We start from the raw sequence: 14,443 nt of genomic DNA on the forward strand, positions 1-14,443 counted from the left end.
GTTCCGGCTTAAATGTTGAGTAAACGTTTCTCGATCCGGTAATCCGCATCGCGGGCGGTATAATTACATCCTGTTTTCATTACGCCGATGTCGCGCAATTTGACGGTTTCACCGTTGCCGAGGGTCAGGGCGAGGCTGAATTCCAGAATCTGGTCCCGGTCCGGTCCCCGCTGCAGGCTGATTGCCCCTTTCAGGCGATCTGCCGTGAGCTCGAAATAATCGTCGGCGCCGGCCGCCAGCTCCAATATGGCTACTTGCCGGTCGTTCCGGTCGTAGACGGCGAGTTCGACCATCCGGGTGGGACGGCCGTTCTGCCGGTCGAAGGTGACCGGTTCGCCGTTGACCATGCCGATGCCGCTGTCCGGACTGAACAATGCGACCAGCTGCCGGAGCCGGTCCGCCGCTTCGCCTTCCTGCGCCTGCCGCTTTTCTTCGGAGGCCAGCTGCACGGCGACTCCCGCGATCAGCAGCAGCGAAGCCGCCGCCAGACCCCAGATGGCGCGGCGCAGCGGCCGGGCCTTGGCGCTCTGCATCCGGGAGCGCCGGAAAAACATCTGCTTGAATTCTGTGGCGGAGCAGAATTCCGAAGCAGGGGCCGGGTGTTTTTCCCGGGCCTGTTCGAGCAGTTCGTCGATTCTGTCCTTATTCATATTGCACCTCCCGGTATGTTTGCCGGAGCAGTTGTTTGGCCTTGTGAATCCGCTGATACAAGGTGTTGGGGGAGCAGCCGAGCCGTTCGGCGGCGGTCCTCCCGTCGAGATCGCTGAGCACGCCCAGCACGATCGCTTCCCGGTAAAGTTCGGGAAGTTCCGCAATCGCCGCTTCGAGCCGTTCCACATCGGAGCTGTCGTTTTCCGGAACGGCCGGAGTGGTGGCATAGGCGGCGAGTTTGCGCGATTCGCGCTCCCGCGCCCGCAGGATGTCGTAACTGGCGTTGACCGTGATCCGGTAGACCCAGCTCGACATTTTCGCATTGCCCCGGAACGTGTCGAATTTTTTCCACGCCGACAGCAGCGCCAGTTGAATCGCCTCATCCGTATCCGCCGCGTTGCCGGTGATCCGGTACGCCACGCTGCGCAGCATCGGCAGATGTTCATCGATCAGATGATTGAATACCGCTTCGCGATCATCCATTGAAGTAACCTTGTGAATTTTCCGTTTTCGCAGTGTAAGACGCGGGGAGGGAAGCGGTTCTTAGCGGCGGCGGGCCGGACCGGGAACTTTTTCGATGAAAACGTAAAAAGCCGCCCCGGCAGGAGGCGGCCGAACGTGACGGGAAATGTGTCAGTTGCCGCCGAGCAGGGCGATCGCCCCGGCGATGCGGCGCATGGATTCCTCTTTGCCGAGGATGTTCATGATCTCCGGCGCGCCGCCGGGAGTGACCGCAAGCCCGGCCACCGCGATGCGCAGCGCCCACGCGACGCGGGCGAGCTTCACCTCGCGGCTGGCGGCGTAATCGCTGACGAGGGCGTTGAGCCGGTCGAGCGACCAGTCGTTTTCGGCGTCGAGCAGCGGCTGAAGCTCTTTGAGGGTCTCCAGCGCGTTCTCCGGATTGGACTTGCTCTTCTTGTGGTTGTAGAGGGCGGTCTCGTATTCCGGCAGACGGTGCAGAAAGCCGGTCATGCTGGGGATGTCGCGGAAGGTTTCGACGCGCTGGTGCAGCAGCCGGGCGATTTCGGGCCACCGGGCCTGAAGCGGGGTGCCGTCGACTCCGGCGAAGCGTTCCGCCTGCGCGGTGAAATCCTCAAGCGGCATTTGCTTGATGTATTCGCCGTTCATCCAGCGCAGCTTGTCGTAGTCGAACACCGCCGGGGATTTGTTGAGGCCGTTCACATTGAAGATTTCCTCAAGTTCGGCGAGGGTGAAAAGCTCCCGGTCGTTCTTGGGGGACCAGCCGAGCAGCGAGATATAGTTGATGATCGCGCCGGGCAGATAGCCGTCTTCGAGCAGGTTTTCAAAGCTGACCGAACCGTGGCGCTTGGAGAGTTTCGCGATGGTGCCGTCCTCGTTGCGCCCCATGATCAGCGGCAGGTGCACATACTGCGGAACCGGCCAGCCGAACGCCCGGTAAAGCAGATTGTATTTCGGGGTGGAGGGGAGGTATTCGGAGCCGCGCACCACATGGCTGATCTTCATCAAGTGGTCGTCCACGACGTTGGCGAAGTTGTAGGTCGGCATGCCGTCGCGCTTGAGCAGGATCTGGTCGTCGAGCACCTTGTTCTCGATGGTGATGTCGCCGAACACGAGGTCGTGGAAGGTGGTGGAGCCTTCCTTGTCGATTTTCTGGCGGATCACATAGGGCTTGCCGGCGGCGAGGTTGGCCTCGACTTCGGCGGGAGCGAGTTTGCGGCAGCGGCCGTCATAGCCGACGGTTTCGGAGGCGTGTTCCTCTTCTGCGGCTTCCTCGGTTTTATCGCAGAAGCAGTAATAGGCCGCTCCTTTTTTGACCAGTTCTTCGGCATACTCCTTGTAAAGCGGCTTGCGTTCGCTCTGGACGTAAGGGCCGTATTCGCCGCCGACGTCGGGGCCTTCGTCGTGGCTGAGCCCGGCGAGCTTCATGGTGTTGTAGATGACCTTGACGGCGTCTTTGACGAGGCGGTTCCGGTCGGTGTCCTCGATGCGCAGCACGAATTTGCCGCGGCTGGAACGGGCGAGCAAATAGGCGTAGAGAGCGGTGCGCAGGTTGCCGACGTGCATGAAGCCGGTCGGACTGGGGGCGAAGCGGGTTCTGACTTCGTTGAAAGTCTCACTCATGATATGATAATCTCCGGTAATGGGTTATTGCAATTGATAAATGTACAATCGTTTGCGGGGGATTGCAAACTTCGGCAGGGAACGGGGCGGGATATTTTTATTTTTTTGCAGATTCCCGGTTGACTTTTCCGGAATTTCAACTACATTAAAGTAACATCATCAGTTGATACGACTAGCGTCCCCATCGTCTAGAGGCCTAGGACACAGGGTTCTCATCCCTGCAACTGGGGTTCGAATCCCCATGGGGATGCCATTTTTTTGCCTTGATCATAAACAGGTTACTATAAAAATGAGCGTGATACTCAATTAAGCCGAAGCAGTCTATTTAAGGCAGAATTGTATGTAATGTTGTATGTAACGGTCTGAAAAATAAAGGGAGCTTGAATCGAAAATGGTTCAAGCTCCTTTTTTATTCCTGCGGTTCAGTCGGCCCACGTCCAGCCCTGCCAACTTTCCATGTGTCTTACCACGCCCGGACGGAGCAGGCGAAGCATGGTTGCTGCGTAGGGATTATGGTTCGACAGGATTCTCAAATGCTCAGGAAGGAACAATTCAGGATGGGACAGTACGAAATAATTCATGTTTCGGAAAACAAAGAGTTCCCCGGCAGGTGAGCACAAGCGCCACTCTTTCGCATGTGTGTTTTCAGGCCCTTTTCGGCACTTCTCCGACGCGCGGGCGGCGGCCATCATGGCCTCGGTACATTTCCGCTGCACTTTGTTCCGCAGACGAGCGGAAACGCATTCTTTGCGCCCGCACGTCGGATGATGACGGCGGCAGGGCTGTCCGCAGATTTCGCAGGTCCCCGGCGGCAGCGGCTTGAAGTGCGCGCGCCAATAGTTCACCATGCACTCCTTGCTACAATATTTTCTTTGGTGTGCTGGAGTGAAACGAATCTCTTTCCTGCACCAGAGACAGGGAATTTTTACCGCTCTTGTGCGATGCTTCCGGGGCTTCTGCGGACGGCTCCGGGCCAGCCGGGAGAGAAGTTCATCCCGGCAGGCATCGGAACAGGTTTTCCGCTCCGGCAGCGCGGGGGCACCGCAAATGACGCACTCCCGCGCTTCGACAATCTTTTTAGGGCGGCTCATCGGCCCAATTCTCCGATTTTCCAACCCTCCGCCATGCTGCGGAGAGTTTCCGCGAGCTTGTTCTTGCGGTTTTCGCAGCGAACCTCAATAAAGCCGGTGCGGTAGCTCAACTCAATTTCTCCGCAGCGGAAACGGTATTTCTCCGGTTCGTGGATCAACTCGACCGGCTGTTTGTCCCCTGTGGACGCGATCCGGACCATTTTCACGATGTCGCGCTCGATTTTCATCGCCCCGGCAAGGTCATTTTCCAGCTTCAGCAGTCGGGCCGTCGAAAGCCGCGCATCCGAAACCGGAATTTCTCCTGTCCGGTATTTTTTCAAAGTGATTTCCGAAATTGCCAGCTTTTCCGCAAACGCCGCATTCGTCAGCGCAAGGTCCGCTTGAATCTGTTTCAGTTCTTCGTTGTTCATCTCAATCCTCGCTTTCTTCATCTTCGATTTCAGTGATTTCGATATCTTTCGCGTCGAATACGACGACCTCGACGTAATTCGTCAATCCCACCGAGGCAAGCCGGTTCAGCACCCGCACACCGGCGTAACCGGCAGCTTTCAGGTGCTTTTCCAGTCCGAAGCCCTCGCCCGAACCGGACCTGAAAAAAGTTCCGTTGTACTCCGCAATTTCCCGCATCTGCGCCTTGACTTCTTCAGGAGCCGGAAAGTTTTCAATCGCGGCTGCGTCATCTTCAAGATCGAGGTCGTAAAGGTTATCCGTCACTTCGCAGGTCAGCAGGTAGCGGGCTTCAAGCTGCCGCTGGATGTCCCAAGCGTGCTGAAGTTCATCCACGAAGTAGAAGCCTTCACCGAAATAACCCTCATCCCGGCTGTTGAGAAACCGGTTGTCGAACTTCTCGAACTTGCTGTTGGTCGCGTGATAAACTTCCATTTTTCAAACCTCGTATATTTTTCTTTGTTTCTGATATTAATATATACTCTTTTTCGTATATTTCAAGCAGCTAAACAGGGTAAAATATACTTTTAAAAAACAAAAAATTCGGGCGGTCTTCTGGCCGTTTGCGAATATTGCGGCGAAGAAGAGGGGGGAGGATACAGGAGGGGGGTGATGATGCAAGATAGCCGGGGGAAGAATATACATTCCGGAAAGTACGCCAAAGGGGGCCGGGAAGCGCCGCTGGCGCGGCACAGGCCGGAACACGGGAAAAGGCACACAAGCGGACGGGAGGGAGTGGAGTTCGCGCGCGCACGTCTCCGGGCCATTTTCCGCAGAAGTGAAAATTTTTTGGACAGGCGGCGACACTTCGCTTGACAATCGCGGCACATTGGTTCCCAAACAGGAGGAACCATGTTTGATTCGCCGGAAAATCTGAACCTGAACCCTGACGAGCTGGCCGCATTCATACGCCGCGTCTATGACGCCAACGCCAGAGCGCGCGCCGCCGTCACCGACCGGCTGCTCAGAGCCAAGCTCGCCTTCGACGCGCAATACTCGCCCGATGAGCTGGCCTACATTCACAGTGTCGGCGGCTCCGACTCCTATTACCCCATCACCAAGATCAAATGCACCACCGGCGCGGCATGGATCAGAAAAATCCTCGGAGGTTCGGAAAAGCCCTGGGCCATTGAACCTACTCCCGATCCCGACCTCTCCGATCCCCTCGTGCAGCAGATCGTGCAGGCCACGATGGCGGAAATGCAGCGCATTACCGCGATGGGATTGCAGATGACGCCGGACGATGCCTACGAATATGCCCGCGATGTCCGTGAGCTGATGGTCCAGTACCGCAACGAACGCGCCGCCGACGCCGCCAAAGAGATGGAGCGGCTGATCGAAGATGAATTGGTGGATGGCGGATTCAAGAGCGCATTCAACGAGTTTCTCGCCGACCTGCTCCCCTATCCCGCCGCCTTCCTGCGCTGCGTGAAGCGCATCGAGCATGTTTCCATGGTCGAAAGCGCGGAAGACTCCGGCGCGGTCCGGCTCGTCGAAAAGGAGGTGGAACGATACCGGTTCGAGCGGATTTCTCCGCTTCACGTATTTCCCGCCGCCGGGCAGAAGAAAGTCGACGACGGCAATCTGGTGATCGTTTCACTCTATTCGCTGAGCGAGCTGGGCAAGCTGGCCGGAGTTTCCGGGTACAATGCCACCGAGATCGCGGCGGTGATCGCCGAAAACTCCTCCGCCGCCGAGCCTGGCGACGAAACCGATCCGCTGGCAGCATACCCGGAAGCAAAGCTGTTCGATCAGGAACAGTACCGGCAAAACGGCAAAATCGCCGCGCTCGAATTTTATGGCGCAGTCCCCGGAAGGCTGCTCAAAAGCTGGTGTGTACGCTCAATGTCACCTGTGCAGGCTGCGGAATTTTATCCGGATTCGCCGCAGGTCCCGTTATCTCCCGAAGAGTTTGAGCAGAAGTTGCAGCAGGCCGCCGCCGAAGGCATCGCCCAAAGCGAAGAGGACGCGGCGGCGGTCAAGGTCCGGATCGCCGGTGTAGACGGCGTGGAGGATATTGACCAGCTCGAAGATTTGAAGTTTTACGAGGTGTACGCGGTGGTCGTGCGGAATCACTGCATCTACTGCTCGCTCTCCGCCGCCAGCCGGTACATCTATTCCGCCAGCTACCGCGCCAACATCGACAGCATTTGGGGCGAAGGCATCGCGGACCTGCTGCACCACGTGCAAAGATCGGTCAACTCGCTGATGCGCTCGCGGAACAACAATCTGGCGCTGGCCGGTGCGCCTCAGGTCATCATCAACACCGACGCCGTCCGCCTCAAACCCGGAGAGCCTTTGCAGATCACTCCATTCAAACAGTGGTTTGTTTCAGGTTCAGGATACTATGGCGCTCAGAAGCCTTTCGAGCTGATGCAGATTCCGGATGTTTCCGATTCCCTGAGCCGGGAGCTGGAAAAAGAACTGGTGTTCGCCGACCGGATTTCCGGGATTCCCGAATATTCGCAGGGAGTCAGCAAAGGCGCGGAAAATGGCGCAGCCGGGACCGCCTCCGGCCTCTCCATGCTGCTCGACGCCGCCAGCAACCAGATCAAAGACCCGATCAACAACATCGACGAAGGCCTTTACGAACCGCTGATCCGCGACCTCTACTACGACAAGATCAACGATCCGGAGGTGCCGAACTCCGCCAAAGGGGATTTCAAAATCCATGCGCGCGGCGCAATCGGACTGGCGTTCAAGGAACAGTCGCAGATCCGCCGCCGGGAGTTCTTCTCGCTGGTACTGCAATCGCCGCTCCTTCAGCAGATTTTGAAGCCGGAAGGCATTGTAGCGCTCACCCGCGAGGTGGTCCGCACCCTCGATATGCCGGTGAATGATATCGTTACCTCTGAAACCGAGTTCGCCGCCCAACAGCAGCAGCTCCAGTTGCAGCAGCAGGCCGCCGCCGCTCAGAGCGACGAGTTGCAGGCCGCGATCCAGCAGATCGACGAACAGCTTGCCGCCGGACAGATTTCCCCGCAGGAAGCCGACCGCGCCAAGCGGGCGCTGGCAGGAGAGATTCAGGCCGCACAACGGCAGCAGGGAGGCCAGCCGGTCCCCGGAGGGCCTGAAATGCAGCGTCAGGCAACCAGGGAGGATGCACGATGAATCAGGAGTTGAAGCCCGGTTATCTCGAAGCGCTGGAGGCATTGAGAAACAATCCCTCCATGAAGATCGTACTCGAACAGTGGCGGGATGAACTTGTCCAGATGGGACTGCGCATGATGCTTGTTTCTCCCGCCGACTTTTCCCACTGGCAGGGAAGAATGGTAGCATTCAACGAAGTGATCGCGCTTCTCAGCCGACAGGGAGACGAATTGAAGAAAATCAACCCGGAGACCGGCCGCAAGGCCCCGCCCGGATTCTTTTAACACACTGCCGGACACCGCCCACCGGCGGCCCGGCGCAGGAAAGGAAGTGAACCATGTCCGCAACCGTCGTCAACAATGGAGCCGAAACCGTCAACGCCGCAGGAACGGAGACGCAGAATCCGCTGGTTGAACTGTACGCCGGGTACACCCCGGAGATGCTCGCCACGCTGCCGCCCGAAACCCGTCGCGAAGTCGAAGCCGCCCGGAACGCCGCCAACCCCGCGCCCGCTCCCGTCCCCGGTCAGGAGCCGGGAACCGGAACGGAAACGCCCGATCAGGCCGTAGTCCCGGAAACGGATCAGAAGGCCCCGGAGGTTGCACCGGCCGATCCGACTGCCCCGGCGGAAACGACCGAACAGCCCGCAGAAGTCAATTGGGAAAAGCTGCTCGCGCTGCATCAGGCGCGTTATCAGACGTTGCAGGGAAAGTACAACGCGGAAGTTCCCGAATTGAACCGGCAGCTTCAACAGCTCCGCGAAGAGAACGCCCGGCTGAAAGCGCAATCAGGAGGAAACGGACAGCCCGCCGCCGGAAGCGAGAACGCCGGAGCCGCCGCCGGAAATCCGGCAATCGCGGAGCGCATCGCCAAGCTGGAAGCGGGCGGATTCGATCATGAAGCCGCCGTGGCGCTGGTGGAAGTGATGGGGGGAGCCGCTCCGGCTGCCGATCCCCGGCTGGATCAGGTCGCGCAGAACGTGGACCTGCTCCGGCAGCGGGACGAAGAAGAACGGCAGAACAGGATCAACGCCGCGCTCGACGCGGAACTCGGAAAACGCGGTCTTTCCATCGCCCTGCTCGAACAGCAGGGAGGAGCCGTCGACGAGTTCATGAATCAGTTCACCCGTCTCGACCCGGTCACGCAGCAGCGGGTATCCGCCGCGCAGGACTACAGCGAAGCGAGCAGCCGCGGTGACGTGGTCCGCATGGCGGAGATTCTCAAAGTCATCTCCGACCAGATGCGCGCGGAACAGGTGTTCTATGCACCGCCGCATTCCGCCGCTGCGGCTCCGCAGCAGACGGTCGTTCCGGCGGCTCCGGCTGCTGTCCCGCCGGTCCGGCGCGGCGCTCCGGCGCTTCCCCGCTCGGTCAACGGTGCTGCCCCGGCGCTTCCCCCGGCGCAGCGCGATCAGGCGACCATTCTGGCGGACCTCAATGCCGCCAACCGGAAATTCAACACCGGAGTCGGCGATCCCGCCGCATTGCTCCGGACTATCGAAAAATTGAACAAGGAACTGGCTTCCGCCCCGGCAACCGGCGGAGGAGGCCGATAACTGTAAAGGAGGCCTGTTATGGCTGCACTTTCCACCGCTCTGCACGGTAATTACATCCCGGAAATCTGGTCCAAGACCATGGAATCGCTGTTCTACCCGCAGCTGTTCCTCTCCTGGATCACCAACAACAAGCGCGAAGGCGAAATCAAGAATTTCGGCGACACCGTGAACATCCGGTTCGAGCCGGACGTGACGATCAACGACTTCACGCCGCGCACCGACCTCACCATCGAGGAGATCACCGCGCCGGAACTTGTCCAACTGCTGATCGACAAGGGCAAGTACTATGCGATCAACGCCGATGAGGTCGAACAGCATCAGTCCGACGTGCCCTACATCCAGCGCGCTGTCCAGCGCGCCGTGACCAAGCTCAAGGAGACCATCGAAGGCGAGTTCGTCAACGCGATTTACGCCGACGCCGCCGAAAAAAACTTCGGTGCGACCGCAGGTGAGAAATCCGGCGCGTTCAATCTCGGCATCACCGGAACTCCGGTTGAATTGACCAAAGACAATGTGCTCGACTGGATCATCGATTGCGGAACCGTCCTCGACGAACAGAACCTCCCCAACGAAAACCGCTGGATGGTCCTGCCGTTCGCCGTGGTCAACCGGATCAAGAAGTCGGAGATCAAGGAGGTCTACATCACCGGCGACAAGCAGTCGAGCCTGCGTACCGGCAACATCGGCATGATCGACCGATTCAACATCATCGCCACCAACCAGCTCAACAAGACGGGCGATAACTGGCAGCCGGTGTTCGGCCACAAGGATGCGATCAGTTTCGCCACCCAGATCGTCAAGAACGAATCCTGCCCGCGCGAAAAGCGGTTCGGCAAGGTCTACAAGGGCCTGACCGTCTACGGCTGGAAAACCGTCCACCCGGAAGCCCTCGGCTATTCCGTGGTTAAAATCGCCTGACATCAACCCGCGCCGCCGTCCGGTCCTCCGGCTCCGGCGGCGCTTACCAAAGGAGTCCAGTACATGAACGCAGCCCGCTTTATGAAAAATACCGCCACCGGCGTGGTGATGCCTTACAATCCCGCCGTGATGAAAGTTTCACCGCATGTGGCGGAATGCACCGCCGAAGGAGTGCTGATCGGCCGCGCGCCGGTCGCCGAAAACACCATGCTCGAACGCATCACCGAATTGCAGGCCAAATTCGAGCAGGAAACCCTCCGCTCCGGCCGCTTCGAGACCGCCGCGCAGAATGCTCTCGCCGAAGTGGAACGTCTGACCGGCGAAAACCAGGCGCTCGCCGAAGAGAACGCCGCCCTCCGCGAAAAAGTCGCCAAGCTCGAAGCCGCCGCGCCGCCGCTGTCGGAACGGCTCAATGCGATGAAAGTCGCCGAACTGCGCCAGTTGGCTGCCGAGCGCGGCATTGAGAAGCCCGACGACCTCAAGAAGGAAGAACTGATCGCCGCCATCATCGCCCAAGGGGAGAAGTAAGTCATGATCGACCGTTCGCTCGTGATCCAGTTGGCAAAAGCCCGGCTGCATGTCGCCGACCGGCTCGATCCGGTCGAGTCTGCCGACGTTCTGGCGCGGTTGCGGGAGTTTCTGGCTGACCTGAGCGAACGGAACGCCGCCGACATCACCGAAACCGTGATCCGGCGCGCCCGCGAACTGCTCGCCGACATCCGGGAGCGGACCGTCGCGGATATCTCCTCCGCAGCCGTCCAACGCGCCCGGGAACTTCTGGCCGAGTTCGGCGGCGACACTACCGCGCTGGCGACGCCGGATGCAGTCAAGCGCGCTCAACTGCTGCTGGCCGACCTCTCGCACAGTGTGCCGTTTCTGGAACGGAGCATCGTGCTCGAACAGGCCCGCGAACTGCTCGCGGACAGCATTGAACCATACCGCTGGCCGGATGACCAGTTGATCCGCTTCTACGATCAGGGCTTGCTCGAAGTGGATAAGCTGCGCAACGATATCGCCGGAACTTCGGATGTCACCGGTGACTTCGCCGCAGCTCTCGGCTGTTATGTCGCAAGCCGCGCCGTCGCGCAGGACAACGACTATCAGCAGAACAACGGCGCACTCTCCGAAAAGCTGTTCAGCCGTTTCGTCGAACTGACGATGGCGGCTCCGTTTCACTGGCAGAGTTCCGACCTCGAAGAGTATGCCGGACAGGGAATCGCGGAAATCCGAAAACTGCGCAACGATATCGGAATGGAGGGAACCGTCACCGTCGAATTTACCGAGGCGCTCGGTTACTATATCGCCTCACGCGCTTTCAATCTCGACCATGACCAGAAGGCGAATAACGGCACGGTTTCCGACCGGCTGTATGCAAGGTTCAATGAACTGGTTGCCGCCGTACCGTTCCGGGTGACCGACAATCAGTTGAAGGCGTTCGCCGCCGATGCGCTCGCGGAAATCCGCAAATTGCGCAATGATATCGACGACGCGGTTCTTCCATCTGAATTTCTGGAAGCCGCCGGATATTACACCGCGTTTCTGGCGGCCAACCTCACCGGCGATCAGGTCAGAAACGGCGGAGCCGTCGCGGAACGTTTCCGGGGCCGCGCTCTGGAGGCGCTGGCGCTGGTGCCGTATCACTGGACTGATGACCGGCTTGCCGCATTCGCCGCCGACGCACTCGCGGAGATCCGCAAGGTCCGCGCGGATGCCGCCAGCTACGGAGCCGGTGCGGAGTTTCTGGAACCTGCCGGGTATTATACCGCGTACCTCGCCGCCAACCTGACCGCCGACCAGCTCAAAAACGGCGGCGCGATTGCGGAACGGTTCCGCGTCCGCTTCGCGGAAACGCTGCAACTGGTGCCGTTCCATTGGGGAGATGAACAGCTTTCCGCCTTTATTCAGGATGGAATTGCAGCCGTCCGCCCGATGCGCCCGGATATCGGCGGAGCCGGAACCGTGACCGTCGATTACGCCGACGCGATCACCCGGTATGCCGCCGGGCGCGCCGTGCTGGTCAGTCGCGACCTGGCGGCGGGACAGGCGGCGCTGGCCGACAAACTCATGCAGCAGTTCCGGGAACTGGTCTCCGCCGTACCGATGCAGTACCCGGAGAACCGGTTTGAAGAGTGGTTCGACCGCGCGACGGCGACGCTGTACTCCATGCGTCCCGAACTGATGCTTGACGCCGCCGGGATGTGGGAACCGGAGCCGGAGAGGATACCGGAACGTTTCTCCGAAGCGATTGCGGATTATATCGCTTCGCTGGGATTTCTGTTTTACAACCGCGTGAACGAGGCGGCCCCGTTCCGGGAACTGGCCGCCGCCGGATTCCGGCAACTGTAGGGAGGTGTCGCGATGTATCAGATCAAAGAGCTGCTTCCGGAGCTTCTGCCGCTGCTTCCGGGATGTGAAAGCCCCGTCGCCTTGCAGGCGGTACGGGCCGCCGGGCGGGAGTTCGCCCGCGAATCGGGCGCTTATCTGGCCGCCCATCAAGAAGAGTTGTCCGAAAGTGTGGAAGCGGTCTGCGTGGCGGTGCCGGAGGATGCGGTAATTTTCCGGATCAACCGCGTTTTCTGCGGGAAGCGGATGCTGGCGCCCCGTTCCTACCGGCTTGATCCGGCCAACCACACCCGGGTGCTGCTGGATAAGCCGACCGGGCAGAAAGGCGAAGTCATCCGTGTGGAGTATTCCATGCTGCCGACTCCGCTGTGCAACGCCTACGCCGAGGAGTTTTTCAACCGGTACTGGGAGGCGGTCAAGGCAAAGGCGCTGGCGGAGCTTTTCGCCATGCCGCAGAAGCCGTGGAGCAACGGAGAGTTGTCCAGCTACCACCGGGCCGCCTATTTGCGGTTCAAAGCGGAGGCGATTGAAGAGATGGAGTCGGCGGGAAAGCCGCTCGATCAGCATTGTACGATAACAGGAGCGAGGTTTTTCTGATGATGCAGCTTAACGTGACGCCTGATTTTAAAAAGCGTTCTCTGAAATTCAAGCCGGAATTTCCGGCGGCAGCCAAACTGGAGAGCGTGGAACTGGTAATCCCGAATCCGGACGGGGAAATCAAGACCGCCGGGCTGAGCTTTATTATCTATTCCGCACGCTGCGGCGGCCGGAAACTGGCGGTCTGCGACGCTTTCACCGGAACCGGGACGATTACCGGAACGCTCAATTTATGCACCGACAGAATGGTGGATGAATTTTATCACCTGCCGCTCGGTACGCGCCGCAGCTTTCACGCCGTATTGTGGTCCGAAGCAGACCAATGGATGATCGGAGCGGGCCGGATTGCGATTGCCAACAATCCGGGTTCCGACAGTATGAATCCCGCGCCGCTTCCGGCGGACCGTTATCCGACCTTTGAAGAGGTCGAAGAGATGATCCGCAACAGCGGCGGGCTTGACGAACCGGTCGTGCGCCGCGTCAATGGAATCGCCCCTGACAATGCCGGAAACGTTTCGATCACGATTCCGGGCGACGTTTCAGAACTCAAGGACAAGGACGGCCTGACGCTCACCGTCCAGCAGAAGAATACGCTCGCCACGCTTTCAACGACCTATGCGTCGAAAAATCATACCCATTCAGAGTATGCGCTCAAGAGTGAACTGCCCGATGTTTCCGGATTCATCACCGCCGACAAGCTGAATCTGTATCAGTTGAAAGCGGATGCGTTCAGCGGAAAATACGCCGACCTTTCCGGGAAACCCTCCGCATTTCCTCCAGCCTCGCATACTCACGCCGTCGCGGACGTGAACGGCCTTGCCGACGAGTTGAGCCGGAAACTGACTGTTCCGGCCGGAGGGAACGCCGGGCAATTCCTGATGAAAACCGTTTCCGGCTGCGGCTGGAGCAGCATTGATCTTGCCTCCTATATCACCATCACGCAGGCCAGAAACGAATTTGCGGCGAAAACTCATGAACACAGTCAGTATGCCCTCGCTTCCGCATTGCAGGATTATGCGGCCAAAGTTCACACGCACATAATCGGCGATGTCACCGGATTGCAGGACGCGTTGGACGGCAAAGCTGCCGCCGACCATAATCACGACTCCGTCTATGCCCCCAAGGAAGCGACCGCGGCGGCGCTGAATGCCAAACTGACGATCCCGGCGGGAGGAACTGCCGGACAGGTGATCGGAAAAACTTCGGACGGCTACGGCTGGATTACGGTGTCCGGAGGAGTTTCCAGTTGGAATGACCTGACCGATAAACCTTCGGCGTTCCCTCCGGCGACGCATAACCATGTAATCGGCGATGTGACCGGGCTGGAAAATAAATTGAATGAGAAGATATCTTCGGTCAATGGTCAAGTACCGAATAGTTCCGGTGCGGTGACGCTCCCCGTGGCTACTTCAAAAGCCGATGGGCTGATGTCCGCCGCCGATAAGGAGAAGTTGGACGGACTTGATACAACCGGTTCAACCGGCGATATGCTCAAATCGGTTTACGACACCGACGACGACGGCATCGTCGATCACGCCGCGACCGCCGACGCCGTGGGCGCGACCACCGCCGCGCAGGTCGCCGACGCGGTCGGCAAAGCGCACACCCACGCCAACAAAGCGACGCTGGACAAACTCGCGGAAACTGA

The 14,443-nt window shown here is 59.3% G+C and carries 14 protein-coding genes and 1 tRNA gene; 9 read left to right on the top strand and 6 right to left on the bottom strand.

Annotated elements, in window-relative coordinates; genetic code table 11:
* Nucleotides 1–8: 8 nt before the first annotated feature.
* The 3 genes from C8D82_RS16960 to gltX form a co-directional block, all read right to left on the bottom strand.
* Nucleotides 9–650, bottom strand: coding sequence for a hypothetical protein (locus tag C8D82_RS16960; protein ID WP_116885483.1), 642 nt, complete (start codon nucleotides 648–650; stop codon nucleotides 9–11).
* Nucleotides 643–1,134, bottom strand: coding sequence for an RNA polymerase sigma factor (locus tag C8D82_RS16965; protein ID WP_116885484.1), 492 nt, complete (start codon nucleotides 1,132–1,134; stop codon nucleotides 643–645). Before C8D82_RS16965 ends, C8D82_RS16960 begins: the two co-directional genes overlap by 8 nt.
* A gap of 150 nt (nucleotides 1,135–1,284) precedes the next feature.
* A complete protein-coding gene (gene gltX / locus C8D82_RS16970; RefSeq protein WP_116885485.1) occupies nucleotides 1,285–2,754 on the bottom strand; it encodes a glutamate--tRNA ligase in 1,470 nt (489 codons plus the stop codon).
* Between the two features lie 177 nt (nucleotides 2,755–2,931).
* Here gltX and C8D82_RS16975 point away from each other — a divergent pair.
* A tRNA-Glu gene (locus C8D82_RS16975) sits at nucleotides 2,932–3,007 on the top strand.
* 169 nt (nucleotides 3,008–3,176) lie between these two features.
* Here the strand turns inward: C8D82_RS16975 and C8D82_RS21945 are convergent.
* The 3 genes from C8D82_RS21945 to C8D82_RS16990 all read right to left on the bottom strand — a co-directional run bounded on the left by C8D82_RS21945 (nucleotide 3,177) and on the right by C8D82_RS16990 (nucleotide 4,727).
* Nucleotides 3,177–3,602: a YaaA family protein gene (locus C8D82_RS21945; protein ID WP_243402533.1), complete on the bottom strand. Its 426-nt coding sequence runs from the start codon at nucleotides 3,600–3,602 to the stop codon at nucleotides 3,177–3,179.
* Between the two features lie 239 nt (nucleotides 3,603–3,841).
* Entirely contained in the window at nucleotides 3,842–4,255 is a 414-nt protein-coding gene (locus tag C8D82_RS16985) for a hypothetical protein (protein WP_116885487.1), read from the bottom strand.
* Nucleotide 4,256: 1 nt separating this feature from the next.
* Complete coding sequence (locus C8D82_RS16990; RefSeq protein ID WP_116885488.1) at nucleotides 4,257–4,727, bottom strand: hypothetical protein; 471 nt, start codon at nucleotides 4,725–4,727, stop codon at nucleotides 4,257–4,259.
* 417 nt (nucleotides 4,728–5,144) lie between these two features.
* On the opposite strand from C8D82_RS16990, the gene C8D82_RS17000 reads away from it, so the two are divergent.
* The 8 genes from C8D82_RS17000 to C8D82_RS17035 all read left to right on the top strand — a co-directional run.
* The gene (locus C8D82_RS17000) at nucleotides 5,145–7,403 is read left to right on the top strand and encodes a portal protein (RefSeq protein ID WP_116885490.1); all 2,259 of its coding nucleotides are present in this window, start codon (nucleotides 5,145–5,147) and stop codon (nucleotides 7,401–7,403) included.
* On the top strand, nucleotides 7,400–7,666 hold the full coding sequence (locus tag C8D82_RS17005; RefSeq protein ID WP_116885491.1) for a hypothetical protein: 267 nt from the start codon (nucleotides 7,400–7,402) through the stop codon (nucleotides 7,664–7,666). The genes C8D82_RS17000 and C8D82_RS17005 overlap by 4 nt, the downstream gene beginning before the upstream one ends.
* A gap of 53 nt (nucleotides 7,667–7,719) precedes the next feature.
* Nucleotides 7,720–8,937, top strand: coding sequence for a hypothetical protein (locus C8D82_RS17010; RefSeq protein ID WP_116885492.1), 1,218 nt, complete (start codon nucleotides 7,720–7,722; stop codon nucleotides 8,935–8,937).
* An 18-nt stretch (nucleotides 8,938–8,955) separates the two neighbouring features.
* The gene (locus tag C8D82_RS17015; protein WP_116885493.1) at nucleotides 8,956–9,855 is read left to right on the top strand and encodes a hypothetical protein; all 900 of its coding nucleotides are present in this window, start codon (nucleotides 8,956–8,958) and stop codon (nucleotides 9,853–9,855) included.
* Nucleotides 9,856–9,918: 63 nt separating this feature from the next.
* On the top strand, nucleotides 9,919–10,383 hold the full coding sequence (locus tag C8D82_RS17020) for a Rho termination factor N-terminal domain-containing protein (RefSeq protein WP_207776168.1): 465 nt from the start codon (nucleotides 9,919–9,921) through the stop codon (nucleotides 10,381–10,383).
* 3 nt (nucleotides 10,384–10,386) lie between these two features.
* Nucleotides 10,387–12,201, top strand: coding sequence for a hypothetical protein (locus C8D82_RS17025; RefSeq protein ID WP_116885494.1), 1,815 nt, complete (start codon nucleotides 10,387–10,389; stop codon nucleotides 12,199–12,201).
* Between the two features lie 12 nt (nucleotides 12,202–12,213).
* Complete coding sequence (locus C8D82_RS17030) at nucleotides 12,214–12,795, top strand: hypothetical protein (RefSeq protein WP_116885495.1); 582 nt, start codon at nucleotides 12,214–12,216, stop codon at nucleotides 12,793–12,795.
* On the top strand, nucleotides 12,795–14,443 hold a 1,649-nt coding region (locus C8D82_RS17035; protein ID WP_207776169.1), incomplete at its 3' end, for a phage tail fiber repeat family protein. The genes C8D82_RS17030 and C8D82_RS17035, both read left to right, overlap by 1 nt.

The organism is Victivallis vadensis, from assembly GCF_003096415.1.
GTDB classification, from domain to species: domain Bacteria; phylum Verrucomicrobiota; class Lentisphaeria; order Victivallales; family Victivallaceae; genus Victivallis; species Victivallis vadensis.

What these genes read in the sequence shown, in the direction of transcription:
- C8D82_RS17000 (WP_116885490.1), top strand. Translation starts at nt 5,145, where the DNA reads ATGTTTGATTCGCCGGAAAATCTGAACCTGAACCCTGACGAGCTGGCC.
- C8D82_RS21945 (WP_243402533.1), bottom strand. Translation starts at nt 3,602, where the DNA reads ATGGTGAACTATTGGCGCGCGCACTTCAAGCCGCTGCCGCCGGGGACC.
- C8D82_RS16965 (WP_116885484.1), bottom strand. Translation starts at nt 1,134, where the DNA reads ATGGATGATCGCGAAGCGGTATTCAATCATCTGATCGATGAACATCTG.
- C8D82_RS17015 (WP_116885493.1), top strand. Translation starts at nt 8,956, where the DNA reads ATGGCTGCACTTTCCACCGCTCTGCACGGTAATTACATCCCGGAAATC.
- C8D82_RS17025 (WP_116885494.1), top strand. Translation starts at nt 10,387, where the DNA reads ATGATCGACCGTTCGCTCGTGATCCAGTTGGCAAAAGCCCGGCTGCAT.
- C8D82_RS17020 (WP_207776168.1), top strand. Translation starts at nt 9,919, where the DNA reads ATGAACGCAGCCCGCTTTATGAAAAATACCGCCACCGGCGTGGTGATG.
- C8D82_RS16990 (WP_116885488.1), bottom strand. Translation starts at nt 4,727, where the DNA reads ATGGAAGTTTATCACGCGACCAACAGCAAGTTCGAGAAGTTCGACAAC.
- C8D82_RS17030 (WP_116885495.1), top strand. Translation starts at nt 12,214, where the DNA reads ATGTATCAGATCAAAGAGCTGCTTCCGGAGCTTCTGCCGCTGCTTCCG.
- C8D82_RS16985 (WP_116885487.1), bottom strand. Translation starts at nt 4,255, where the DNA reads ATGAACAACGAAGAACTGAAACAGATTCAAGCGGACCTTGCGCTGACG.
- gltX (WP_116885485.1), bottom strand. Translation starts at nt 2,754, where the DNA reads ATGAGTGAGACTTTCAACGAAGTCAGAACCCGCTTCGCCCCCAGTCCG.
- C8D82_RS16960 (WP_116885483.1), bottom strand. Translation starts at nt 650, where the DNA reads ATGAATAAGGACAGAATCGACGAACTGCTCGAACAGGCCCGGGAAAAA.
- C8D82_RS17010 (WP_116885492.1), top strand. Translation starts at nt 7,720, where the DNA reads ATGTCCGCAACCGTCGTCAACAATGGAGCCGAAACCGTCAACGCCGCA.
- C8D82_RS17005 (WP_116885491.1), top strand. Translation starts at nt 7,400, where the DNA reads ATGAATCAGGAGTTGAAGCCCGGTTATCTCGAAGCGCTGGAGGCATTG.